Origin of the sequence: Mangrovimonas xylaniphaga (genome assembly GCF_001280435.1) — a bacterium.
Taxonomy (GTDB): Bacteria; Bacteroidota; Bacteroidia; order Flavobacteriales; family Flavobacteriaceae; genus Mangrovimonas_A; species Mangrovimonas_A xylaniphaga.
In genome coordinates this window covers 357946-383713 of record NZ_LBIP01000013.1, presented here as the reverse complement: position 1 = coordinate 383713, position 25768 = coordinate 357946, and the positions used below count along the sequence as shown (strand labels likewise).

The window sequence follows — 25768 nt, the reverse complement described above, 5'->3', positions numbered from 1 at the left end:
TATTAAGCTATATCAATTAGCGTTCCATTCACTTGGATTGGCATTCCATTGTGCCAAAAGTTCCTGTTGCTGTTTGGTGATATAGTTGGTTTCTAAGGCCTGATCCAACAAGCTTTCATAGTTGCCTAAAGTTTGTAATTGAATGTCTGCTTCCTCAAAACTTTGCTTGGCAACGTCAAAACCATAAGTGAAAATGGCAATCATGCCTTTAACGTTTGCATCGGCATCTTTCAAGGCTTTTACGGCATTCAAGCTGCTTTTTCCAGTACTGATCAGGTCTTCTACAACTACTACATTCTGTCCTTTTTCAAGGTGGCCCTCAATTTGGTTTTGGCGCCCGTGCGATTTGGCCTCAGGTCTCACATAAACAAAAGGTAATCCTAAATATTCGGCAACCAAGATTCCTATACCAATAGCTCCAGTGGCAACTCCGGCAATAACATCTGGCTTGCCATATTGCTTTTCAATTTGTTTGGCCATGGTTTCGCGAATGTAATTGCGAATAGGTGGATAGGATAAAATAATTCTGTTGTCGCAGTAGATGGGAGATTTCCATCCAGAAGCCCAAGTAAATGGTTCTTGCGGACTAAGTTTTATAGCGTTGATTTGCAATAAAACTTCTGCGGTTTTTTTGGCGGTATGTTTATTAAAAATCATAGGGCAAAACTACACAATTTTGGCATAAGTAATTTTGAAAATTTTAAATAAAATTAAATTTGAAATCCTCAGTATGAATTAAAAAGTAATATTTTTACAGCTTTAAACTATCAGCAATATCAATGTACCAAGTCTTTGTCAATGACAAACCAATTATATTAACGTCGGTTGTTAGTGAGGAAACCAATTTTAAAAATTACCTTTTGGATACGGTTAATATCAGTAAGGTAATTAAGGAGCTCAACACAACCTCATTGGAAGAGGTCAGGCTTATTCATAAAAATCCAGATAAACTTTTAAAGAAATTCCTAAAGAAATTACCTAATGTGGTTGCTGGTGGGGGAAAAGTAATTAACCACAGAGAGGAAGTGCTTTTTATCTACCGTAATAACAAATGGGATCTTCCGAAGGGAAAAGTTGAGGGCAAGGAGTCAATAGAAGAAACTTCTTTGAGAGAAGTGGAAGAGGAGACTGGGGTGCAAGGCCTTGAAATAACAAGGGCGTTGGATATCACCTACCATATTTTTAAGCGCAACGGAAAGCATAAAATTAAGATTACCCATTGGTTTGAAATGAAAACGGTGTTTGAGGGGAAGTTGGAGCCACAGGAAAACGAGGGGATCACTAAAGTGAAATGGTTGAATGAAGCTCAACAAATAAAGGCTATGAATAATTCCTATGCTAATATTAAAATTCTCATCTAGTTTTTTGATTTCGAATCTTATTTGGGTGCAAAATGAAACTTTTCATTTTAGGTAATTATCTCATTCAAAAAAGCTTAATTTTGTCCGCAAATATTTAATAGCATGCCACAAACTACAAATACCATATTAATGATTCGTCCAGTAAACTTCAGGATGAATGAACAAACTGCCGTTAATAACTATTTTCAGGAAGATTTGGATTTAGTGCAAGCAGATATCAATAAGAAAGCTCAAGATGAATTTGATGCTTTTGTTGAAAAACTGCGTGCTGTTGGGGTACATGTTGTAGTGGTAAATGATGATCCTTCTTTGGATACGCCGGACTCCATTTTTCCTAATAACTGGGTGAGTTTTCATGAAAATGGTGATGTTGCTTTATATCCTATGTTTGCTGAAAACAGAAGGAGGGAGCGTCGTGAGGATGTGCTTGAAACCTTGGAAAAGGATGGGTTTACCATTGAAAATATAGTGGATTACACCAGTGCAGAGGAAGAAGGCGTCTTTTTGGAGGGGACCGGAAGTTTGCTGTTGGATCGTGTAAATGGTAAAGCCTACTGTGCGCTATCACCTAGGGCAGATGAAGAGTTGTTTATAGAATTTTGCGAAGATTTTGAATATACTCCCGTGGTATTTACGGCATTTCAAACTGTAGAAGGGAAGCGTTTACCTATTTATCACACCAATGTGATGATGTGTTTGGCTGAAACCTTTGCAGTTATCTGTTTGGACAGTATCGATGATAAAAAGGAGCGCAAAAATGTGCTTACTCATTTAAAGAAAGATGGCAAGGAAGTGATTGCCATTACTGAAGCGCAAATGCATCAATTTGCTGGAAATATGCTACAGGTTAGAGGCGCAAATGATCAACGCTTTTTGGTGATGAGCCAATCAGCATATGATAGTTTGACCAAAGACCAAATTGCTAAAATTGAAAAGCATTGTCCTATTTTGTCTAGTTCACTTGAAACTATTGAAACGTGCGGAGGAGGAAGTGCCCGTTGTATGATGGCTGAAGTGTTTTTGCCGCGTACAGGATTAAGATTGGCTTAAATAAACTAGGTATAGCTATTAGCTTTGCTTACTAAAAGTCTCTTTGCTTTTGCTTCGAGAGTTACTTGTTCGGTTTCGATTTTGGTAATTCCACAAAAAACTTGCTTCCTACGTTAGGTGTACTTTCTACCCAGATTTTTCCGTGGTTCAATTCTACCAATTCTTTGCAGATGGTAAGTCCTAAACCGGTACCTTTTTCGCTCTTGGTGCCAACCGTAGTAAAGGTGTTGTTTTTGAAGAGCTTCTCCATGTTTTCTGGAGAAATACCTACACCCGTGTCTTCAACACAAATTAAGGATCTGCCATTTCTGTCAATATTGGAAACGGTAATGATATCTCCAACTTTACTGAACTTCACGGCATTGGTCAATAGATTTTGAATAACTATCTCAACCATACTTCTATCTGCGTAGATGAAATCACGTTGGGATTCGTCAATTAAAACGATACGTTTTTGCTCCACTTTTTGTTCAATCAAGCTGATCTTGGTTTGAAATACTTCTTGGATATTGAACAGTTCAGGGTTTGGCTCCAGGTTCTGCATTTGCGATTTGGACCAGTTCAACAAATTGAACAATAATAAGGAGGCATTATTGGCATTTTCGCTAAGCTCTGGGATAAGGTCGTAAAATTCTTCTTTGGAAAGGCTGTCTTCTTTTAGGAGGTCGATAAAGCCTTTAATGGAAGAAACGGAATCCTTCAAGTCGTGCGAAACAATTGAAAACAAACGATCCTTCACCTTGTTGATTTCTTCCAAGTGAAGGGATTGCTCCAAAATGGCTTCGTTTTGCATCTGGATTTGTTTGTTCTTTTCTTCGAGTTCTTTGGTGTAGGCTAATCTGCTCTTTCGCCTTAAATAAATGAGCATTAAAAAAGTGAGTGCTATTAAAAATGCCGCAACAAGGACATAAGAAATCAGTTTCAGTTTTTTGACTTCCTGACTGTTTTTGGAGGTCAGGCTAGGGATTATTACAGAAGCTTCTTCTGTGCTAGAAGTAACCAAAGGCTTTTCTTCCCTAATAATAACATCTGTGTTAACTGGTATTTTTGGTTGGTTTTGTTTTTCCAACTCTTCTTTAAGTGCGTAATATTTGCCTTGCCAGAAAAAGGCATTTTGATATTGCCCCTGCATGGAATCCAACTCTTTGTGGAGTTGGTAGTTCTTTAGCAATTCCAATTGGTCGCCGCCATCCTTGGCAATGGCGTAGGCTTCATCCAATTGCCTTTCTGCCAACCTTGTTTTATTTTGTGTAAGATTTAGTTTTCCAACCGAGTTGAGGGAGCGTAACAAGCCTTCCTTATCATTTCTTCTTCGGTTAAATTTTAAACCTTCAACCAAATAGTCTGCAGCTTTGTCGTAATCTTTAAAACGCAAATATTCTTCCCCGATTCTGGGAAGAATTTCACCCTTAAGATCCAAATCCTTTTCTGGATTGAGTAATTTCAAGACCTTTTCATAATACTCAATGGCTTTGCGATGCTCTCTTCTTAAAGAATAAAGGTGGGCAATGTTTTTTGTGGAGGTTTTAATGCCGGTACTATCCTGTAATTGTTCGCGAACGCTTAAGGCTTTTAGATTGAATTCTATGGCCTTGTCTATTTGCTGGGTTTTGTAGTATGCTTCGGCCAAATTGTTATAGGCCGAACTCAATTCTTCCCTGAGATTTTTGGTTTCAAAAATATTGATAGCCGAAAGCGAATTCTCCAATCCCACAATATAGTTACCACGCTTAATTTCTATAAGCCCCATGCAATTGCTCACTTTGGCAATCCCTAAAGTATCGTTAAGCTGTTGGTATAATTTTCTGGATTTGTTAAAACTATCTATAGAATTATAGTAGTCTCCCCTTTGGGAATAAATAAGGGCTTTGTAGTAAACAGACTCGGCAACGCCTTTGGTGTAATTAAGCGATTTTGATAAGCGCTCTGTTTGGTCTACAAACATTGAAGCCTTTTGGTAATCCTTGGTTTTATAAAGGTTTTTTATAAGCAATAAAGAGGTTTCAACCTTGATAGAATCTTGTTTTTGATACGCTAATTCTAGGGTAAGGCTGTCTATCTCCCTAGTTTGAGAATAACTAAGAAGGGCAGAAAATAAAGCAGCTAAGATGATTAACTGTTTCATTTTCCAAATAATGTTTTACTTGTTGCAATACTGTTTTTAAGCCAACTTGCCTTGAGGGAGAGGTGAAGTAAGGACACAAAATACAATAATAACAATCCTACTACGGGTTGAATATTAAGTATCATCAATATTTGGGACTTTGATTAATAGCTCCCTTCAAAAATCTTTAAAAGCATAGTAAAAATCTAATTTTTGGGTTTTACTACCAAAAAATTAGATAAAGTGAACGGTATCTCCTACTAAAAAATGAAAGTATCGACGAAATGCATAGAATTGGCAATTTTAATGAGAAGTTTCTGTTAAATTTTGAATTCTGTTGAGTGTTTTTGTAATGGTTTGATTTGTAATTTGTTGGGGTTTTTTTAATTCATTTTAGCGAATAGCTTTGAAGAGGTAAAGTTGCTATAGAAAGATGGGCTGTATTCAAATAGCAATTCTGTAGGCATCCTCGTAGGAAGAGAGGCGTTATAGAGATGTATGTTGTAGTGTATTGTTATTGAAATACTGTTAAAAGTGCTATCTTTGCACACTTAAAAATAAGCAAAATGAACCTTCAAGACACTTTATCGAAATACGTAAAACAGGCTGTTAAAGATATTTTTAATGCTGAACTGGAAACTGTAGAATTTCAGGCAACCCGCAAGGAATTTGCAGGAGATATAACAGTTGTGGTATTTCCTATGTTGCGTGTGGTAAAAGGAAATCCTGTTCAAATAGGAGAACAGATTGGAGCGTATTTGGTAAAGCATGTTGAAGAGGTGAAAGGCTATAATGTTGTAAAGGGCTTTTTGAATGTTGAAATTGATGATACATATTATTTAAAATTCTTTACTTCTATTTCAGGGAATGCCGAATACGGTTTTGTAACTCCGGAACCTAAGGACAAGGCTATTATGGTGGAGTATTCTTCGCCTAACACCAACAAGCCTCTGCATTTGGGACATATTAGAAATAATTTGTTAGGATATAGTGTTGCTGAAATATTGAAGGCTTCTGGGAAGAAGGTCTACAAAACACAAATTATCAATGATCGTGGAATCCACATTTGTAAAAGTATGTTGGCTTGGAAACGATATGGTAATGGTGAAACCCCTGAAAGTACAGGTTTGAAAGGTGATAAACTGGTAGGGAATTATTATGTAAAGTTCGATCAGGAATATAAAAATGAAATCAAGGAATTGGTAGCGCAGGGCCTATCGGAAGAAGAAGCCAAAAAACAGGCGCCTATTTTATTGGAAGCTCAGGATATGTTGCGTCAATGGGAGGCTGGTGACAAAGAAGTTGTCGAACTGTGGACCAAAATGAATGGTTGGGTATATGAAGGTTTTGATATCACTTATAAAAATTTAGGTGTTGATTTTGACCACTTGTATTACGAAAGCCAAACCTACTTATTAGGGAAAGAATTTGTAACCGAAGGGTTAAAATCTGGTGTGTTTTATAAGAAAGAAGACGGTTCTGTGTGGTGTGACCTAACCGAAGATGGTTTGGATGAAAAGTTGGTGCTTCGAGCTGATGGAACTGCAGTTTACATGACCCAAGATATCGGTACCGCCATTCAACGAATCAAAGATCATCCAGATGTTGGTGGTATGGTGTATACTGTAGGTAACGAACAGGATTATCATTTCCAAGTGTTGTTTTTGATTCTTAAAAAGTTGGGATTTGATTGGGCCAAAAACCTTTATCACCTAAGTTATGGAATGGTGGATTTGCCTTCTGGAAAAATGAAAAGTAGAGAGGGAACTGTAGTGGATGCTGATGATTTGGTGGATGAAATGGCCGCTACAGCCAAAGAAATTTCGGATGAATTGGGGAAATTGGATGGTTATACCGAAGAGGAAAAAATCGAGCTTTACAAAACTATTGGTTTGGGAGCTTTGAAGTATTACATTTTAAAGGTAGATCCTAAAAAACGAATTTTGTTCGATCCAAAAGAATCTATCGATTTCCAAGGTAATACAGGACCTTTCATTCAATATACATATGCTAGAATTCAATCTATCCTCAGAAAGGCAGGAAGTGCATTAGAAGGGGCTTACAGTGATATTGAATTGCATGAAAAGGAGAAAGAGCTGTTAAAGCAATTACAGTTATTTCCTGAGGTTGTGCAAAACGGAGCAAACTATCATAGTCCTGCATTAATTGCCAATTATACGTACGATTTGGTGAAGGAGTTCAACTCATTCTACCAAAATGTATCTATTCTTGGAGCCGATAATGACAATGACAAAAACTTTAGAGTTCAGTTGTCCAAAATGGTTGGGGTAGTGGTTAAAAACGCCTTTAGTCTTTTGGGGATCAACGTACCGGAGCGTATGTAGGTATCACTTAAAGTTGGTTTTTAAAGTTTACAAATTCACTCTAAGGCTTACATTGGGGGTAATTCCAAGAGAGCTGATTTCTACTGTAGAAACAGTGTCTTGATTTAAGGGTATTTTGAAAAAAATACATATTTGAAATAATATTAAAAAGGGGTTGCTCGCCATAGCAATCCTTTTTTCTTTTAGAATTAAGAGGTTTACTTCCTTAATATATTACAAATTGTTAACTTTGCACTTCTTAAAATTTCAGGAATAATATGTTTAATAATTTAAGTGAAAAGTTAGATAAGGCTTTACACGTTCTTAAGGGACATGGAAGTATTACCGAAGTCAATGTAGCAGAAACTCTTAAGGAGGTGAGACGCGCGTTGTTGGATGCCGATGTTAACTTTAAGATAGCCAAAGAATTTACCAATCGTGTAAAAGAAAAAGCACTTGGCCAAGATGTATTAACGTCTTTACAACCAGGGCAATTAATGGTGAAATTGGTCAAGGATGAATTGACCGAGTTAATGGGAGGTGATGCAGAAGGAATAAATCTATCTGGAAACCCAAGCGTGATTTTAATGTCCGGTTTACAGGGGTCTGGTAAAACTACCTTTTCAGGAAAATTAGCAAATTACCTTAAAAATAAAAAGACCAAGCGTCCATTGTTGGTTGCCTGTGACGTTTACCGTCCAGCGGCGATTGATCAGTTGCACGTAGTAGGGGAGCAGATTAATGTTGAAGTTTATAGCGACAAGGGAAATCCTGATCCGGTTGCTATTGCTCAAGCCGGTATTGCCCATGCAAAAGCAAATGGATTTAATGTGGTAATTATCGATACCGCGGGTCGTTTGGCAGTAGATGAGGCCATGATGACCGAAATCTCAAACATCCATAATGCTATCCAACCACAAGAAACTTTGTTTGTGGTAGATTCCATGACTGGTCAAGATGCGGTTAACACGGCGAAAGCCTTTAATGATGTATTGAACTTCGATGGTGTTATCCTAACCAAATTAGACGGGGATACTCGTGGTGGAGCTGCTATTTCTATTAAGTCTGTAGTAAATAAACCAATCAAGTTTATTGGTACAGGTGAGAAAATGGAAGCGATAGATGTGTTCTATCCTTCACGTATGGCCGACCGTATTTTGGGGATGGGAGACGTTGTGTCCTTGGTTGAGCGCGCGCAAGAGCAGTTTGATGAGCAGGAAGCACGTAAACTTCAAAAGAAAATTGCAAAGAACCAGTTCGGGTTTGATGATTTCCTAAAGCAGATTCAACAAATCAAGAAAATGGGTAATATGAAGGACCTTATCGGGATGATTCCTGGGGCAGGTAAAATGATGAAGGATATAGATATCGATGATGATGCCTTTAAAGGAATTGAAGCGATCATTCACTCTATGACTCCAGAAGAGCGTTCTAACCCTTCAATTATCAATGCCAGTCGTAAAAAACGTATAGGTAAGGGGTCTGGAACATCGGTTCAAGAGGTTAACCAATTGCTCAAGCAGTTTAACCAAATGAGCAAAATGATGAAGATGATGCAAGGTGGCGGCGGTAAACGCATGATGCAGGCCATGAAGAATATGAGATAAAATATCAACTTATAAAGGTTGTCTCCCTGGACGCAGGCGGGTGAGGGTTTAATGATAAGTTTTTGGTCTATTCTGCGAGTGACCAACCAAAACGGAAGAAATGACAATTTTAGACGGTAAGAAAATCAGCAATGATATTAAAGATGAGATAGCGGTCGATGTTCAGGGCATGATTGCTAATGGTGAGAAAGTACCGCATTTAGCTGCGATTTTAGTAGGGACCAATGGTGCGAGTATGACTTACGTGAATGCTAAAGTTAAAGCTTGTGAGAAAATCGGGTTTAATTCAACGTTGATAGACTTGCCTGAAGAAACTACCGAGGCCGTTTTATTGGAAAAAATCCACGAATTAAACACAAATGATGATATCGACGGATTTATCGTTCAGTTGCCTTTGCCGAAGCATATCGATGAGCAAAAAGTATTGATGGCAATCGATCCTGATAAAGATGTTGATGGATTCCACCCAACAAACGTGGGTAGAATGGCTTTGGATTTGCCAACCTTTTTACCGGCGACTCCATTTGGAATTATGGAATTGTTGGAGCGTTACAATATAGAAACCTCAGGAAAAAATGTGGTAGTTATGGGACGTAGCCATATTGTTGGCCGTCCTATGAGTATCTTAATGAGTCAAAAGCGTAAGGCTGGTGATGCTACCGTTACTGTGGTACATAGTCGTACTAAAAACTTGGCAGACATTACTCGTAGTGCCGATATTATCGTAGCCGCCATTGGTATTTCAGAATATCTTACAGGTGATATGGTTAAGGATGGTGTGGTAATTATCGATGTAGGGATTACACGTGTGCCAGATGAGACTAAAAAAGCAGGTTACCGTTTAGCTGGTGATGTGGATTTTGCAAGTGTAAGCCCTAAAGCAAGTTATATTACCCCTGTTCCAGGTGGTGTAGGGCCTATGACAATTGCTATGTTGCTTAAAAATACCTTGTTGGCAAGAGAAAGACATCAAGCAGCAAAATAAAAGTTTTGCTAATACATAAAAAAGGAGCTCATTGAGCTCCTTTTTTATTATAAATATCTAAGGGTTTTTACGTCTTGTTGGTGGTTTTGGGGTATAGCTTTTGGTTGAACCTTGCAATAGTTTTTCAAGACCGTTCATTTCCTCTTTGGTAAGTTCACGGTATGCTCCAAGAGGTACATCAAGATTGATATTCATGATTCTTACACGCTTTAAGGTTTGTACTTCGTAGCCCAAGTATTCACACATGCGACGTATTTGTCGGTTAAGCCCTTGGGTTAATACAATCTTGAATTCATACTTGCCTAACTTTTCAACTTTACATTTTCTGGTAACTTGATCCAGAATAGGAACACCGTTAGACATTCGTTCGATAAACGTTTGCGAAATAGGTTTGTCAACAGTTACAATATATTCCTTTTCGTGGTTGTTGCTAGCTCTAAGAATTTTATTGACGATGTCACCGTCATCTGTCAATAGAATCAGTCCTTCACTGGGTTTATCCAATCTTCCAATGGGGAAAATACGTTTAGGGTAATTTATAAAGTCAATGATATTGTCTTTTTCAACTCGGGTATCTGTAGTGCAAACAATACCTACAGGTTTGTTGAAAGCAAGGTATACAAAACTTTCTTTGGTGTTGGCGACTAATTTTCCATCCACATGTACCTGGTCCGTGGGAGCTACTTTTGTACCCATTTCAGGAACTTTTCCGTTAATGGTCACGCGTCCAGCATCAATAAGTTTATCGGCCTCTCTTCTTGAGCAATAACCAACTTCGCTGAGGTATTTATTTAATCGTTTCAATTGATCTTCCATGGCGCAAAGATAGTGTTTAACCCTCTAAAAAAGAATGAATATGATTGCTTACCGTAGCATTGTTGAGTGAATGGCCAAAACCATTGGTGGTGATCAATTTACTGTTGTGGTAGGCATTTTTAAGTAGAATGGCATCTTGGTAAGGAATGATTTTATCCAATTCATCATGTATAATCAGCGTTTTTGGTGTGATATTAGAGATGAATTTAGAAGTTGAAAATTCTTTTGGTGTAACGCCAAACCTGTCTCGAATGATAGAATTGAGTTGATTGCTCACCCTTCTATTGTATCCAAGCATTTCAACATAACGATTCAATATTCCCGAAAACTCCGAAGGAGCCCCCAACAAAATCATTTTTTGGATTGAGGAGATCTGATGGGTGTGTTGAAAATAAACCGAAGCCATACCTCCAACCGAATGCCCAATAATAATGCTTGGGCTATATTTTTTAGCAACTACATTTATGAATTCAGAATAGAGAAGGGCGTTAAAGCGCTTGCTTCCTGAATTTCCATGAGCCGGAGCATCTAAAGCTACAATGTTGTAATCCTTTGTCTTTAATTCTAGGATGAGGTTTTTCCAGCGTGCTGAATTGCTTTCCCAACCATGAACCAATAAAACGGTTTCTTTCTTCCCCAGCCAACGATAGGTCATTATGGGAATGTTGTTGTATTGCAATTCTTCCTTGAAAGCGGTGTTTAAAAAATCCGATTGTTCTTCATTGGGCCTGCCCTTTAAAGGAGTTGAAAATATGTTTAAGGCCCTTTCAGCAGCAAAAGATTTCGAGATGAAACTTGAGGTGTTTACACTTAGTCCCACAAGTTTAACCAATGTATTTTTCATTATGATTCTCTATTGACCAAGTCCATTGAGAACGCGGGTTTGCAAATAGCAAGATATTCGCAAGGTTCTGTAAATGGATTGGAGTATTGTATTCTGGTATGCTTGTTTATTTTTATGGATTGCCCTGCTTTTAACACAAGGGTTTCTCCTTCAATTATGAATTGCTTTTGACCTTTTATAATAAAAGTGTATTCATCAAATTCAGGTATTTGGAACGGTTCGCTCCAGCCGGGAGGTGCAACCATATAAGCAATGCTCAATTGGGTGTCACCATTGGTGGCCACTCCAAAATGTTCCTTAATTACTTTTCCATCATCGGTGGGAACAACAAAAGGATTGTCTTGGACAGTATAATTTTTCATCAACTTTATTTTAATGGTTTTCTCTTGATCATACCTCCTTTAATGTCCTTGACAACTCCCATAATGATGAAAGCGTTTTTGTCTATCTTATCAGTTTCGGTGTGTAATTTAGCCAATTCCAAACGTGTCACCACAGTATAGATAATATCTTTTTCGTAGCTTTTTCCGTGTTGGCCATAACCGCCTTTTCCCGCATAAATGGTACAGGCACGACGCAACTTCTCAATAAGCATGATTCGTATTTCTTCATGTTTTTCAGAAATAATGGTCACACCAACATATTCTTCCACACCATCAACAACAAAATCAACAGTCTTGGCAGCGGCAAGATAGGTGAGGATGGCGTAAAGTGCTGTTTCTATTGAAAGAATATAGGCGCCAAATGAAAAGATAATAATATTGGTCACCAAGAGGACATCACCGACAGTCATCGATAGTTTTCGACTTAAATAGATGGCCAAAACTTCTGTTCCGTCGATAACGCTGCCCCCACGCATAGCCATTCCAATTCCCAATCCGAGGAAAAAACCTCCAAATACAGCAATGAGCAGTTTGTCATCGGTAATGGTAGGATACTCCACAAAATGAACCACAAAGGCCAAAAAGGCAATGGCGCTAATACTCTTTAAAGCAAATTTAAGGTTGAATGTGAGAGCGCCCAAGATTAAAAATGGGATGTTGACCAAGACAAGAAGATAACCCAGTTCAATGTGGGTGATATTTTCCAATAACAGGGAAATACCCGTGGCGCCTCCGTCAATGAAGCGATTGGGCAATAAAAACCCTTTTAATCCAAATCCAGCCGAAAACACACCAAGGACAATAAAAAAATAGGACCTGATGGCATGTGACAATTCTACCCGTAAGGATGTTACCATTGGCTCAATTTGCTTTTTGGAAACAGGTTTGTGGTCTGTTTCTAAGCGTTTGCGCGCAATGTCGGCGAGTAGTTTTGAAAAAAAAGGGTTCATTGCTTTATTTCATATCTAGTTCCAGTGTACGAAAAAGTACTTCACTTTGGCACTGTCTGGAATTTGTGATTTTTCAATCTTCAAATTCATGTCAAACCTTAAGTTGGCAGGCAATTCTTTTTTGTCGATTGTAAATGAGGCGTTGATTTCATCAACAAATACTACAACAGTGTTGATAAGGTTATTGATTCTGGTAATTTTATAAGAATCTTGAATTTCCTTAAATGTACTTACCGTAGAAATATTTTTTCCGGTCTTGAAACGTGGGTCCATAATCTGTACACTTTCTATGGTAGCTGTAGAATCCAATGCCTGAGTTGGAGTCAATACCAATAATTTGTCTCCGGTTTTTGTGAAAATTTCTATATCGCTGCCTCCGCTCATATATTCATCACCTGTAATTGGTTGGGCAATGGAATCCTGGGCAAAAATCATTTTGAGATCTTTAACTTTTGTGGAATCGGTAAGCAATCCTACATGTTGCTTTTCAATGGCAAAAGGATCTTGTTCCTTTTTGCAGCTTACCGCTAAAATTGATAGAATACTGAGGCTTAAAATAGATTTGTACATTTCTTTAAAAATGGTTTGTAATTAATATTAGGTTAAAGGTTTATTTTAAAACTTTGTTGAGTATGCCAAAGACACCACGGATAAATGTGGCACTGGTCACTACTTTAATTAAGGGATCTAAAGAGTTGTCGCGCTTGGTAGAAGCTGTTTGCTTTCTTTGAGCTTTCTCTATGGTTTTTTGCTCCTGTTCGGCTTTTTCTTGAGATTCTTTGGCTTGGGCTACTTCAATTTTTTTGTTCAGTAGTTCGTACGCACTTTCTCTGTCAACAGTTTCATTATATTTTTTGACCAAATTAGATTTGGAAAGTAATTCACTTAACTCCGTTTCGGTTAGAATGTCCATTCGGCTCATGGGGGCACGCATCATGGTTGCTGCTAAAGGCGTTGGTCTTCCTTTTTCATCCAATGCGGAAACCAATGCTTCTCCTGTTCCTAATGATGTGAGGACTTCCGTTGTATCGTAATAATCCGTTTCAGGATAATTTTCAGCGGTAAGCTTAATAGCTTTTCGGTCTTTGGCAGTAAAAGCGCGCAGGGCATGTTGTATTTTAAGGCCTAATTGTCCCAAAACAGATTCTGGTACATCGGTAGGGTCTTGTGTTACAAAATAAATCCCGACACCTTTACTTCTGATAAGTTTTATGATACTCTCTATTTGGTTGAGCAAGGCTTTGGAAGCTTCATCAAAAATAAGATGGGCTTCATCTATAAATAGCACCAATTCTGGTCTTTCGCCATCACCTTGTTCTGGAAATGTAGAATAGATTTCAGCCAAAAGACTCAACATAAAGGTTGAAAACAGTTTAGGGCGGTCTTGAATGTCTGTAAGGCGGATGATGTTAATGTACCCTCTGCCTTCTTCGTTTACACGTAACAAATCTTGCGGATCAAACGAGCGTTCACCAAAAAACAAATCGCCTCCTTGTTGTTCCAGTTCCACAATTTTTCTCAAAATGGCTCCAGTGGAAGAGGTTGAAATACGTCCATAGGCAGCTTCAAATTCTTCTTTGCCCTCATCGGTAGCATATTGAAGAATCTTTTTGAAATCTTTCAAGTCCAAAAGCGGCAATTGGTGGTCGTCACAGTATTTAAAGATAACAGCGATTATCCCTGCTTGGGTTTCGGAAACATCCAATATTCTGGAAATTAACACAGGGCCAAATTCACTCACGGTAGCTCTCAATCGAACGCCATCTTGTTCAGAAAGGGTGAGGACTTCAACCGGGAAGGCTTTACTTTCAAAAGGAAGGCCAATGAGTTCGTGACGTTCTTCAATTTTTGGATGACCTGGACTTGGTCTAGCTAAACCGCTAAGGTCACCTTTAATGTCCATGAGCAATACAGGAATTCCTTTTTCTGATAAATTTTCCGCCAACACCTGCAGGGTCTTGGTTTTTCCTGTTCCCGTGGCACCGGCAATAAGGCCGTGACGGTTCATGGTTTTTAAAGGAATATTTACAAAGGCTTTAGGCAATGTTTTTCCATCCAACATAGCTGAACCTACTGTGATAAAGTCTCCTTTAAATGCGTTTCCTTCTTGAATGATATTGAGAAAGTCTTCCGTTTTACCCATAGTCCCAAAATTTTTATAAAAGTACTAATCTTGCAGCAATACGCTGGAAAATCTTTTCAATATTTTAACAAGAAACTTCTACTAGTAACCTATCTTTGCACTCTATGAAACAAGATGTACAGACCTTGGTAGACAAGGGACTAATGTTGCCTTTGATGGAGGAATTTTACACCATTCAAGGGGAAGGATTTTATAAAGGAACAGCGGCCTACTTTATCCGTGTAGGTGGTTGTGATGTTGGGTGCCATTGGTGTGATGTGAAGGAAAGTTGGAATGCCGAAATCCATCCGCCTACAGAAACTTCCAAGATTGTAGAAAATGCTGCAAAATATAGCGACACGATTGTGGTTACTGGAGGCGAACCCTTGACATGGGATATGACGGAGTTAACAAGACAGTTGAAGGAGAAGGGATTGAAAGTTCATATTGAAACGTCTGGTGCATATGAGTTGAGCGGAACTTGGGACTGGATTTGTTTATCACCAAAAAAAATGAAGCTTCCAACACAAAAAGTGTATGAGAATGCCAATGAGCTTAAGGTGATTGTCTATAATATGGATGATTTCCGTTTTGCTGAAGAGCAGGCGGCCCAAGTAAATAAAGACTGTATTTTGTACTTACAGCCAGAGTGGAGCAAGCGGGAAAAGATGATTCCAGAAATCGTAGATTATGTCATGAAAAATCCAAAGTGGAAAGTGTCCTTACAAACGCATAAGTACCTTAATATACCCTAATAAAAAAGGCCTTGAATTTTCAAGGCCTTTTTGTTGTGCTATGTAAAAGAATTTATTTCACTTCAATTGGGATGGCTACTCTAAGGGTATCCCATCCTAAATACATGGTAGCATCTTTATCAAAAGTAATTGAAAATGCTTCCAAAGCTTTTTTGTCTTCACTTACCGGAACGGTAACTCTTGCTACATCTTGTGCTTCGTCATAGGAATAAGCTCCCCAAACATTGGTGGCAGAATTCAAAATAATGGTCCATTGCTTTTCACCGGGAATTGTAAAAAATGAATACGTTCCTGCTTTTACAGGTTTTCCAGCAAAAACAACGTCTTTAGAGAACGTGATTTCAGTAGCTTCATTAGCTCCTGTACGCCAAACTTTGCCTTCTGGAGTCAATTTGCTTAGTGGGCGTCCCTTCAATTGAGGGCGGCTGTATATTACTTTAATGCTCTTGCTGCTTTCTTTGTGGCTAGTAGGATATGCAGCTGCATCCATTGGACTTTTGTCTAAATCGCTGAATTCTTGGGCATTTATACCTTGCGACAAAAACATGGTGAATGCCAGTAAAAGTGTTGTGATGATTCTATTTTTCATAAAAATGTTTTTTTTGACTGTTTAAAGATAGAAGAATTTGTAAAAATAGTTTCCGAAAAATCATACATTTTAAATTGACAATTGAAATGTGAATGGCCTAAAACCTTTGTTTTTAAATAACGAATTTTATTTAAAAATATTTTAAAAGTTACAAATTGAAAGCATAATGTGTTATTATGTTTTTATTATGACATGTAAAATACATCTTTGACATGTAATTAAAACTTGATTAATATGTGTGGAATTGTATGTGCATTCGATTTAAAACAGAAAGCAGAAGATTTAAGACCCCAAGTATTGGAGATGTCTAAAAAGATCCGTCATCGCGGACCGGATTGGAATGGGATCTTTAATAATGAAAAGGCAATTTTGGCGCATGAACGTTTGGCTATTGTAGATCCCGCCTCAGGGAAACAGCCACTGTTGAGTGATGATGGTAAGTTGGTGTTGGCGGCCAATGGCGAAATTTATAATCATAGAACTTTGCGTAAAGAGTTAAAAGGGACTTATGAGTTTAAAACTGAAAGTGATTGCGAAGTTATTTTGGCGCTTTATAAAGAGCGTGGAGTTGATTTTGTAGATGAGCTAAACGGTATTTTTGCCTTTGCCATTTATGATGTAGATAAGGATGAATATTTTGTAGCTCGCGATCATATGGGGATCATTCCTTTATATATAGGATGGGATGCCAACGGAACTTTTTATGTAGCTTCCGAATTGAAAGCGCTGGAAGGTATTTGTACTAAAATAGAATTGTTTCCTCCGGGGCATTATTTATATAGTAAGGAAGGTGAATTTGTACAATGGTACAAAAGAGATTGGACCGATTATGAAGCTGTAAAGGATAATGAAACGAGTATTGAAAAAATCAAGGAAGCTTTGGAAGCAGCCGTACACAGACAATTGATGAGTGATGTGCCTTACGGGGTACTCTTGTCAGGAGGTTTGGATTCATCGGTAACATCGGCTATTGCTAAAAAATATGCCCAAAAACGTATTGAAAGCGATGATGTGTCCGATGCTTGGTGGCCTCAATTACACTCCTTTTCTGTAGGGTTGGAAGGCTCGCCGGATTTAGCTGCGGCTAGAAAGGTAGCAGATCACATAGGCACGGTGCACCACGAAATAAAGTTCACCATTCAGGAAGGCTTGGATGCTATTAGAGATGTTATCTACAACTTGGAAACTTATGATATCACTACCATTAGGGCAAGTACGCCAATGTATCTAATGGCTAGAGTGATCAAGTCTATGGGAATTAAAATGGTATTGTCAGGAGAAGGTGCCGATGAGCTGTTTGGAGGTTATTTGTACTTCCATAAAGCGCCAAATGCACAAGAATTCCATGAGGAAACTGTGCGAAAGTTGAGCAAGCTCCATATGTATGATTGCTTAAGAGCTAACAAAAGTTTGGCTGCTTGGGGAATTGAAGGGCGAGTACCGTTTTTGGACAAGGAATTTATGGATGTGGCCATGAGCATCAATCCACAAGATAAAATGATCAACGGAGAGCGTATGGAGAAATGGGTCGTACGAAAGGCTTTTGAAAGTTATTTGCCAGAAAGCGTTGCTTGGAGACAGAAAGAGCAATTTAGCGATGGTGTAGGGTATAGTTGGATTGATACCTTGAAGGAATTGGTAAGCGAAGCCGTAACCGATGAGCAACTGGCTAATGCTAAGTATAAGTTCCCTATACAAACCCCTACCAATAAAGAGGAGTTTTATTACCGCTCTATTTTTGCAGAGCATTTCCCAAGTGATGCGGCAGCTTTATCGGTACCGCAGGAAGCAAGTGTGGCCTGTAGTACCAAAGTTGCTTTGGAGTGGGATGAGGCCTTTAAAAACATGAATGATCCATCGGGTAGGGCTGTTGCAAATGTACATGCCGAGGCCTATTAAGGTCTCAATTAGATTTCGTAGTTTTGTTTGTGAAACCTAAAATGACGCCTCTGCGGGATTTTAGGTTTTTTTGCTTTTTGCCGATAAACGAAAAATGATAAAAATCTATTTTAAGGCCTTTTTTAGCCTTTTTAAGCCATTTTTGAGTAATTAACAATTGTTGATAATTTTGAATCAAACTCTCTAAAAAGCTTTTTAATGGTGCCTTAAATTCTTATCTTTGTGAGTACACTAAAAGATGCCGTACAGGGCATTTTTTTATGTGTTATTGTAAAAATACTTGCTGATTTTTTATGTGAGTGATTAATATGGTTTTTAATCATTTAGTATTCAGTTGGTTATGAAATTTTAAAAGAAAATATAACATATTAATATATGAAGGAAGAATTCAACAAGCATAATTATTCGGCGGATAGTATCCAGGCGCTTGAAGGGATGGAGCACGTACGTATGCGTCCATCCATGTATATTGGTGATGTAGGAGTACGAGGGTTGCACCACTTGGTTTATGAGGTGGTTGATAACTCAATCGACGAGGCTCTTGCAGGTCACTGTAACAACATTACGGTTATTATCAACGAAGATAATTCCATTACCTGTGAGGATGACGGACGTGGAATTCCGGTAGACCTTCACAAGAAAGAGGGAATTTCTGCTTTAGAAGTTGTAATGACCAAAATTGGTGCTGGGGGTAAATTCGATAAAGATTCCTATAAAGTATCAGGAGGTCTGCACGGGGTAGGTGTGAGTTGTGTGAATGCTTTGTCTGAGCATTTAAAAGCCACCGTTTACAGAGACGGTAAAATCTGGGAGCAGGAGTATGAAAGAGGAAAATCTCTATATCCTGTAAAGACTGTTGGTGAAACTGAGCGCAGAGGTACGACGGTAACCTTTAAGCCAGATCCAACAATTTTCCAACAAACCCTGGAGTATAGTTATGATACCTTGGCAAGTAGAATGCGTGAGTTGGCTTACTTGAATAAGGGAATTACTATTCACTTGTTGGATAAGAGAAACAAAGACGAAAAAGGTGAATATATAGGGGAAACTTTCTATTCTGAAAATGGATTGAAGGAATTCATTACCTATTTGGATGGAAACCGTGAACCATTAATGAAGGATGCCATTGCCTTTGAAGGTGAGAAAAATGGTGTGCCAGTAGAGGTAGCCATGATTTATAACACCTCATATGCAGAAAACCTACATTCATATGTAAACAATATCAACACCCACGAAGGGGGAACGCACTTATCTGGTTTTAGAAGAGGATTGACCCATACCTTGAAAAAGTATGCCGATGAATCTGGAATGCTGGACAAGTTGAAATTTGATATTGCTGGAGATGACTTCCGTGAAGGTTTAACGGCGATTATTTCGGTGAAGGTAGCAGAACCTCAATTTGAGGGGCAAACCAAGACCAAATTAGGAAACAGAGAAGTGTCTGCTAGTGTAAGTCAGGCGGTTTCAGAGATGCTGACTGACTATTTGGAAGAACACCCAGAAGATGCCAAATTAATTGTTGAAAAAGTAATCCTTGCTGCTCAGGCACGTCATGCCGCTCAAAAGGCGCGTGAAATGGTACAGCGTAAAACAGTAATGAGCATTGGGGGACTTCCTGGAAAACTGAGTGACTGTTCAGAGCAGGATCCGACAAAATGTGAGGTATTCCTTGTAGAGGGGGACTCGGCAGGTGGAACTGCCAAACAAGGTCGTGATAGAGCGTTCCAAGCTATTTTGCCTTTGAGAGGTAAAATCTTGAACGTGGAAAAAGCGATGACCCACAAGGTATTTGAAAACGAAGAAATCAAGAATATCTTTACCGCTCTTGGGGTAACTATTGGAACCGAGGAGGACAGTAAAGCCTTGAACCTTTCAAAGTTGAGATATCATAAAATTGTGATCATGTGTGATGCCGATATCGATGGTAGCCACATTGCAACCTTGATTTTGACCTTCTTCTTCAGATACATGAAAGAGTTGATTGAAAACGGACATATTTATATTGCAACGCCGCCACTTTACTTGGTGAAAAAAGGAAACAAAAAGCAGTATGCGTGGAACGATAAGGAACGTGATATTATTGCCGAAGAGTATGGTGGAAGTGTAAACGTACAACGTTACAAAGGTCTTGGGGAGATGAACGCCGATCAGCTTTGGGAAACAACCATGAATCCTGAGTTCAGAACGTTACGTCAGGTGAATATTGACAACGGAAGTGAGGCAGACCGTATATTCTCAATGTTGATGGGAGATGAGGTGCCGCCACGTAGAGAGTTCATTGAAAAGAATGCCATTTACGCAAATATTGACGCGTAATTGCAAACGGAAATAGAATAAAAAAGAGTGCTGAAAAGCACTCTTTTTTATTTATAAAAACTCTTTCCTGATAGGAGAAAAACTATCTATTAATCTCACATGTTCTGTGAGCGTCTGTATAGAGTGTTTCAGGTTGGAAGCTACTTTAAAACTATCGCCAGCATGCAAGGTGTATTGTCGGTCTTCAATAAAAAACAGTAAGGAGCCAGTTACTACATAAGTGATTTGTTCGTGTGGGTGATGGTGAAATGGATCTGGTTTTTCCATAGGGCCATTATGGAAATCGATGATGGTTACCATCAGGTCGTTTAGGTAAATAACTTTTCGTTGGATATCGGGATTGGAATTCACGGGTTGAAACCCATCATCTGCTTTGATTACCTCCATTTTGTGTTGTGATTTCTTATTGAGAATGAACCAATAAAAGTACGGGATTTTTTTGTGTTTTCTAGTTGAATTTCTTGAAAGTTGAGGTTGGTAGACAAGGTTTTTTACGTTTTGAAAACGGGCTTAAAATTGTTGCAAATATCCGAGTTATTTTATCTGTTTGGGCTTCATTAACCGTATAAAAATTCGTATTTTTGGCAGACTTAAAATCAACAAATACTAAAAATTTTTTTATATGAAAGTAACAGTAGTTGGAGCTGGTGCGGTTGGTGCCAGTTGCGCGGAATATATTGCAATTAAGGATTTTGCAAGTGAGGTGGTTTTGTTGGATATCAAAGAAGGTTTTGCCGAAGGTAAAGCTATGGATTTGATGCAAACAGCTTCTTTAAACGGATTTGATACCAAAATCACAGGGGTAACCAACGATTACACCAAAACTGCAGGTAGTGATATCTGTGTAATCACTTCAGGAATTCCTCGTAAGCCAGGAATGACTCGTGAGGAATTGATTGGAATCAATGCTGGAATTGTGAAAACAGTATCTGAAAATTTGATTGCAAATTCTCCAAACACAATCATCATTGTGGTGAGTAACCCAATGGATACTATGACCTACTTGGTACACAAAACATCTGGACTTCCTAAAAACCGTATCATAGGTATGGGTGGTGCTTTAGATTCGGCTCGTTTCAAGTACAGGTTGGCAGAGGCTTTAGAAGCGCCTATCAGTGATGTAGACGGAATGGTTATTGGTGGACACAGCGATACAGGTATGGTGCCGTTAACTGCCCATGCAACCAGAAACAGTATTAAGGTAACTGAGTTCTTATCTGAGGAAAGATTGGAGCAAGTTAAGGAAGATACTAAAGTTGGTGGAGCTACTTTAACTAAATTGTTAGGTACTTCAGCTTGGTATGCACCTGGAGCTGCAGTAAGCGCTTTGGTACAGGCTATTGCTTGTGACCAAAAGAAAATGTTCCCATGTTCTGCGTTGTTGGAAGGTGAGTTCGGTTTGTCTGACTTGTGTATCGGGGTACCAGTAATTTTAGGTAGAAACGGTATTGAAAGCATCGTAGAAATTGAATTGAGTGATGCTGAAAAAGCACATATGGCTGCTAGTGCAGAAGGTGTTACAAAGACCAACGGTTTGTTGGACGTATAATCACCAAACAATAAAAGATTGAAAAGGTTGCCTAATGGCAACCTTTTTTTGTAAGAAGCTATTTATAAGGCTGTTTTAAATCTGATATAGCACCTTAATTTATACGGGATTCAGCGAGTTCAATCTTGAAATTTTTATATATTTGGCGCATGAATTCAAGATGGTACATTAGTACTTTAATAATTATCCTTTCACTCTTAGGGGGAATTGCTACAAAACAGCACAATCCTGTTCCAAATCAGGAAATCGTGTTGCAGTTTTCTAATGGGGATGTATCATCTGTTGAAGCCAAAAAGGCCATTGTCGAGCTAACCGAACAACTACAACAAGTAGGGGTTGAACATATCAAGGTTAGTGAACTTCAAGACGGACAGTTAAAAATTACCTATTACAGCGATACAGATGTTGCCAGTATCAAAAAATTATTGGCAGACGATGATTTGTTGGAGTTGGGATATACTGGAGTTGAGCATAAAGGGGAATTTCCAAAAGTTCCTGTTAAAGATCCTTCGGTTAAGTATGATCTAGATGTTTACGAAATCCACAAGGGAGATCATTCCGCTTTTGATTTAGGCGGAAAGATGGCTGTGGAATTGAAAGCAGACCACGATCCTTCTTTCATGGCCCACGAATCCTTATCTGTGGAGGTGTTCAGTATTGAAACGGTTTCAACAGACATTAAGGTAGCTTATAAATTCTATAAAAATATTGCGCTTGCAATAGACAATATATCCAAAAAAATCCCAGAAGTGAGGGCAGGCCCCTGCTACAACTGGAGGTTAGGATAAATTCTTCCCACAAATTATCACAAAAGAAGCTTTTAATGTCAATAAAAAGGTACAATGGAAGCCTCAAAAACACAGTTCGCTTTATGGTGTAATTCCATAAACGGCTAACCACTTACAAAATCATTTAGAATAATTGTCAAATCAAGGGTAAATTCTATATTTGCCCGATTAAAAAATTGACCAATAAATAATTAAAAATGCAAAACAAAGGATTAGTAAAATTGTTTGCACTATTGTTTGGACTGGTAAGTATCTATCAATTATCATTTACCTTTAAATCCAATCAAATAGACGCAGCTGCAGAAGAAGCAGCATTTAGTAAATACGATACTCCTGAAGAAATCAATGCTGAGGAAATTCGTTATTTGGATTCACTTCAAACCTATAAAGTTGAGGTGGACGGAAAAAGACAAGGAATCAAAGTATTTGACATAGGTATTGCAGATTATACCTATAATGAGGTAAAAGACAAGGCTATGAACCTTGGTTTGGACCTTAAAGGAGGTATCAACGTAATCTTGGAGATTTCGGTTAAAGATATCTTGGAAGGATTGGCTAACCACACTACAGATCCTGTATTCAACAAAGCATTATCTGATGCTGAGGAAATCCAAAAGGATGCTCAAGAGCCATATTTGGAATCTTTCTTTACTGCGTTTGACGCTATTAAAGGAGATACAAAATTGGCGTCTCCAGACATTTTCGCCAACCGTACCTTAAGTGAAGAAATCACTATTGACATGTCTGACGACCAAGTTAAGGATGTTATTAAGAAAAAGGTAGATGAGTCTATCGTATCTGCTTTTGAGGTATTGCGTAAGCGAATCGATAAGTTTGGGGTAACACAACCAAACATCCAACGTTTAGGAAATTCAGGACGTATCCTTGTAGAGCTTCCAGGAGCCAAGGATGTAGAGCGTGTTAAAAAATTATTACAAAGTACAGCTCAGTTAGAGTTCTGGGATGCTTACAGAGGTGATCAATTCTTACCTTTCTTAGCACAAGCCAATGAGGTATTGAAGCCAATTGTAAATGCTGAGAAGAAAACCGAAACAGAAGTAGCTGAGGTTGCTGAAACTGCAACAGATTCTACAACTACAGAAGAAGGAAACGCTGATTTATTGGATAAATTGGTAGGTGAAACTTCTGCTGATTCTACAGATGTGGAAGCAAATCCAATTTTGGATTTATTGAGAGGTTACGGAGCAGGAGGTGCTTCTGTAGCAACTTTTGAAGCTAAGGACAAAGACTTGATCACGTCTTACTTGAACAATCCAAAAGTAAGAGCTTTATTGCCAGCTGAGCAACGTTATGTGAAATTTGCATGGGGTATCCAACCTAAGGATAGCGACTATGTAGATTTATATGCATTGGTTGGAAACAGAGAAAATGAGCCAGAATTGAGTGGCGCTGTAATTACAGATGCACGTCAATCTTACAACCAATTAGGGAAGCCTTCTGTTAGCATGCAAATGAACAGTAAAGGTGCTAAGATTTGGGAAGAAATGACTGGAAGAGCTTACCAACAACAAAGCCAAATTGCTATTGTATTGGATGACATCGTATACTCTGCACCTGGTGTAAGTACAGGACCTATCTCTGGAGGTAACTCTGAAATTTCTGGTGCTTTCACATTAAATGAAGCAGTGGATTTAGCAAACGTATTGAGAGCGGGTAAATTACCTGCATCTGCCGATATCGTTCAAGCTGATGAGGTTGGACCATCTTTAGGTAAGGAAGCTATCGACTCTGGAATCAAATCGTTTATGATTGCCTTGGCTTTAGTATTGGTATGGATGATTCTTTACTATGGTGTTGCGGGTAGCTTTGCGGATATCGCATTGTTGTTCAACATCTTGTTGATTTTTGGGGTGCTTTCAGGATTGGGAGCAGTATTGACACTTCCTGGTTTAGCGGGTATCGTATTGACCATTGGTATGTCGGTGGATGCTAACGTACTTATCTTTGAACGTGTCAGGGAAGAAATTGCGGCAGGTAAGACACAGCAAGAAGCTATTAAAGACGGTTTCTCAAATGCATTGTCTTCAATTTTAGATGCTAACATTACAACTGGTCTTACAGCAATCATCTTATTCGTATTCGGTACAGGGCCAATCAAAGGATTCGCAACTACTTTATTAATTGGTATCGTAACATCGTTGTTTACTGCAATTTTCATTACAAGATTGTTGGTAGATTGGTATGTGAACAAAGGGAAGTCTTTAGAATTCTCTACAGGTTTGACAAAAGGATTGTTCAAAAACACGAACATCAACTTTATCACCAAAAGAAAAGTTGCTTACATCATTTCAGGAGCCTTATTGGTATTGAGTATCGGGTCTTTAGCTACTAAAGGTTTGGATCAAGGTATCGACTTCGTTGGAGGTAGAACTTACCAAGTGCGTTTTACTGAAGACGTGAAGCCAGAAGAAGTTAAAGCTAACTTGATGGATAAGTTTGGTAGTGCGGAAGTAAAAACTATCGGAAACTCACACCAATTGAAAATTTCTACTAAATATAAAGTAGACGAAAACTCAGCAGAAGCTGATGAGGAAGTACAAACTATGTTATTTGATGCCTTGAAGCCTTACTTACCTTCAGGAATGGCTTACCAAGATTTTGCCGATGGTAAAAACGGTATTGGTAAAGTATTGTCAAGTAAAGTAAGTCCAACCATTGCCGATGATATCAAGAAAGAATCTTTCTGGGCAGTATTAGGATCTTTGGTTGTAGTATTCCTTTACATCCTGTTACGTTTCAAGAAATGGCAATTCTCATTGGGTGCTGTTGCGGCGGTATTCCACGATATTATCATTGTATTGGGTGTATTCTCTATCACGCATTCTTTCATGCCATTCAGCATGGAAATCGATCAAGCTTTCATCGCGGCCATCTTGACGGTAATTGGTTACTCGCTTAACGATACCGTGGTTGTATTCGACCGTATTAGAGAGGTGCTTGCTGAGAAATTAGGATTCAAAGGAGGCGCTAATATCAACTCTGCAATCAACAGTACGTTGAGTAGAACCTTGAATACTTCCCTTACTACTTTGGTAGTATTGTTGGCCATGTTTACCTTTGGAGCAGATTCATTAAGAGGTCTATTGTTTGCCTTGATCGTTGGGGTAGTAGTAGGTACTTACTCTTCTGTATTCATTGCAACACCTATCATGTATGACTCTTTAAAGGATAAAGGTGAAGCACCAAAAGAAGACTAATAATTTCTTTATATAATTTGAAAAAGGCTACCGTTTTGGTAGCCTTTTTTATTGGCTAATTATTAGCTAAAAATTACGCTGCTCTATATTTTTTGAATTGATTATTTG

At 38.5% G+C, this 25768-nt stretch carries 21 protein-coding genes; 11 read left to right on the top strand and 10 right to left on the bottom strand.

Going from position 1 to position 25768, the window contains the following annotated elements; translation table 11 throughout:
* Positions 1-12: 12 nt before the first annotated feature.
* Positions 13-657 (bottom strand): orotate phosphoribosyltransferase, encoded by a 645-nt coding sequence (gene pyrE / locus ZA06_RS01815; protein WP_053975705.1) that lies wholly within the window; start codon positions 655-657, stop codon positions 13-15.
* 122 nt (positions 658-779) lie between these two features.
* Here pyrE and ZA06_RS01810 point away from each other — a divergent pair, with 122 nt between their 5' ends.
* Together ZA06_RS01810 and ctlX are read left to right on the top strand one after the other, a co-directional pair.
* Positions 780-1361 (top strand): NUDIX hydrolase, encoded by a 582-nt coding sequence (locus tag ZA06_RS01810; protein WP_053975704.1) that lies wholly within the window; start codon positions 780-782, stop codon positions 1359-1361.
* Between the two features lie 102 nt (positions 1362-1463).
* Positions 1464-2411 carry a citrulline utilization hydrolase CtlX gene (ctlX, locus tag ZA06_RS01805; RefSeq protein ID WP_053975703.1) on the top strand — a complete coding sequence of 316 codons (948 nt, stop codon included), beginning with the start codon at positions 1464-1466 and terminating at the stop codon, positions 2409-2411.
* 61 nt (positions 2412-2472) lie between these two features.
* On the opposite strand, the gene ZA06_RS01800 is transcribed toward ctlX, so the two are convergent.
* Entirely contained in the window at positions 2473-4536 is a 2064-nt protein-coding gene (locus ZA06_RS01800) for a tetratricopeptide repeat-containing sensor histidine kinase (RefSeq protein WP_053975702.1), read from the bottom strand.
* Positions 4537-5081: 545 nt separating this feature from the next.
* On the opposite strand from ZA06_RS01800, the gene argS reads away from it, so the two are divergent.
* The 3 genes from argS to folD all read left to right on the top strand — a co-directional run bounded on the left by argS (position 5082) and on the right by folD (position 9431).
* On the top strand, positions 5082-6860 hold the full coding sequence (gene argS, locus ZA06_RS01795) for an arginine--tRNA ligase (RefSeq protein WP_053975701.1): 1779 nt from the start codon (positions 5082-5084) through the stop codon (positions 6858-6860).
* A gap of 257 nt (positions 6861-7117) precedes the next feature.
* Positions 7118-8446 (top strand): signal recognition particle protein, encoded by a 1329-nt coding sequence (ffh, locus tag ZA06_RS01790; RefSeq protein WP_053975700.1) that lies wholly within the window; start codon positions 7118-7120, stop codon positions 8444-8446.
* Positions 8447-8546: 100 nt separating this feature from the next.
* A complete protein-coding gene (folD, locus tag ZA06_RS01785; protein ID WP_053975699.1) occupies positions 8547-9431 on the top strand; it encodes a bifunctional methylenetetrahydrofolate dehydrogenase/methenyltetrahydrofolate cyclohydrolase FolD in 885 nt (294 codons plus the stop codon).
* Between the two features lie 57 nt (positions 9432-9488).
* On the opposite strand, the gene rluF is transcribed toward folD, so the two are convergent.
* Genes rluF through ZA06_RS01755 form a run of 6 tightly spaced genes read right to left on the bottom strand, consistent with a single transcriptional unit; the run spans position 9489 to position 14567 of the window.
* Entirely contained in the window at positions 9489-10247 is a 759-nt protein-coding gene (gene rluF / locus ZA06_RS01780) for a 23S rRNA pseudouridine(2604) synthase RluF (RefSeq protein ID WP_053975698.1), read from the bottom strand.
* Between the two features lie 16 nt (positions 10248-10263).
* The gene (locus tag ZA06_RS01775) at positions 10264-11091 is read right to left on the bottom strand and encodes an alpha/beta hydrolase (RefSeq protein ID WP_053975697.1); all 828 of its coding nucleotides are present in this window, start codon (positions 11089-11091) and stop codon (positions 10264-10266) included.
* A complete protein-coding gene (locus ZA06_RS01770) occupies positions 11091-11453 on the bottom strand; it encodes a cupin domain-containing protein (RefSeq protein ID WP_053975696.1) in 363 nt (120 codons plus the stop codon). Before ZA06_RS01770 ends, ZA06_RS01775 begins: the two co-directional genes overlap by 1 nt.
* A gap of 5 nt (positions 11454-11458) precedes the next feature.
* The gene (locus ZA06_RS01765; RefSeq protein WP_053975695.1) at positions 11459-12424 is read right to left on the bottom strand and encodes a YitT family protein; all 966 of its coding nucleotides are present in this window, start codon (positions 12422-12424) and stop codon (positions 11459-11461) included.
* Positions 12425-12439: 15 nt separating this feature from the next.
* Positions 12440-12994: a hypothetical protein gene (locus ZA06_RS01760; protein ID WP_053975694.1), complete on the bottom strand. Its 555-nt coding sequence runs from the start codon at positions 12992-12994 to the stop codon at positions 12440-12442.
* A gap of 40 nt (positions 12995-13034) precedes the next feature.
* Positions 13035-14567 (bottom strand): helicase HerA-like domain-containing protein, encoded by a 1533-nt coding sequence (locus ZA06_RS01755; protein WP_053975693.1) that lies wholly within the window; start codon positions 14565-14567, stop codon positions 13035-13037.
* Between the two features lie 104 nt (positions 14568-14671).
* On the opposite strand from ZA06_RS01755, the gene ZA06_RS01750 reads away from it, so the two are divergent.
* Positions 14672-15301, top strand: coding sequence for a 7-carboxy-7-deazaguanine synthase QueE (locus ZA06_RS01750; RefSeq protein WP_053975692.1), 630 nt, complete (start codon positions 14672-14674; stop codon positions 15299-15301).
* A gap of 52 nt (positions 15302-15353) precedes the next feature.
* On the opposite strand, the gene ZA06_RS01745 is transcribed toward ZA06_RS01750, so the two are convergent.
* Positions 15354-15890, bottom strand: a complete 537-nt coding sequence (locus tag ZA06_RS01745) for a DUF2911 domain-containing protein (RefSeq protein ID WP_053975691.1) — start codon at positions 15888-15890, stop codon at positions 15354-15356.
* A 234-nt stretch (positions 15891-16124) separates the two neighbouring features.
* On the opposite strand from ZA06_RS01745, the gene asnB reads away from it, so the two are divergent.
* Positions 16125-17789 carry an asparagine synthase B gene (gene asnB / locus ZA06_RS01740; RefSeq protein WP_053975690.1) on the top strand — a complete coding sequence of 555 codons (1665 nt, stop codon included), beginning with the start codon at positions 16125-16127 and terminating at the stop codon, positions 17787-17789.
* A gap of 375 nt (positions 17790-18164) precedes the next feature.
* Positions 18165-20105 (top strand): DNA topoisomerase (ATP-hydrolyzing) subunit B, encoded by a 1941-nt coding sequence (gene gyrB, locus ZA06_RS01735; RefSeq protein WP_053975689.1) that lies wholly within the window; start codon positions 18165-18167, stop codon positions 20103-20105.
* 51 nt (positions 20106-20156) lie between these two features.
* Here the strand turns inward: gyrB and ZA06_RS01730 are convergent, their stop codons facing one another.
* Positions 20157-20492 (bottom strand): cupin domain-containing protein, encoded by a 336-nt coding sequence (locus ZA06_RS01730; RefSeq protein ID WP_053975688.1) that lies wholly within the window; start codon positions 20490-20492, stop codon positions 20157-20159.
* Between the two features lie 235 nt (positions 20493-20727).
* On the opposite strand from ZA06_RS01730, the gene mdh reads away from it, so the two are divergent.
* The 3 genes from mdh to secDF all read left to right on the top strand — a co-directional run bounded on the left by mdh (position 20728) and on the right by secDF (position 25660).
* On the top strand, positions 20728-21654 hold the full coding sequence (gene mdh / locus ZA06_RS01725) for a malate dehydrogenase (protein WP_053975687.1): 927 nt from the start codon (positions 20728-20730) through the stop codon (positions 21652-21654).
* A 149-nt stretch (positions 21655-21803) separates the two neighbouring features.
* A complete protein-coding gene (locus tag ZA06_RS01720) occupies positions 21804-22442 on the top strand; it encodes a hypothetical protein (RefSeq protein ID WP_053975686.1) in 639 nt (212 codons plus the stop codon).
* A 197-nt stretch (positions 22443-22639) separates the two neighbouring features.
* A complete protein-coding gene (secDF, locus tag ZA06_RS01715) occupies positions 22640-25660 on the top strand; it encodes a protein translocase subunit SecDF (protein ID WP_053975685.1) in 3021 nt (1006 codons plus the stop codon).
* Positions 25661-25768: the final 108 nt, after the last annotated feature.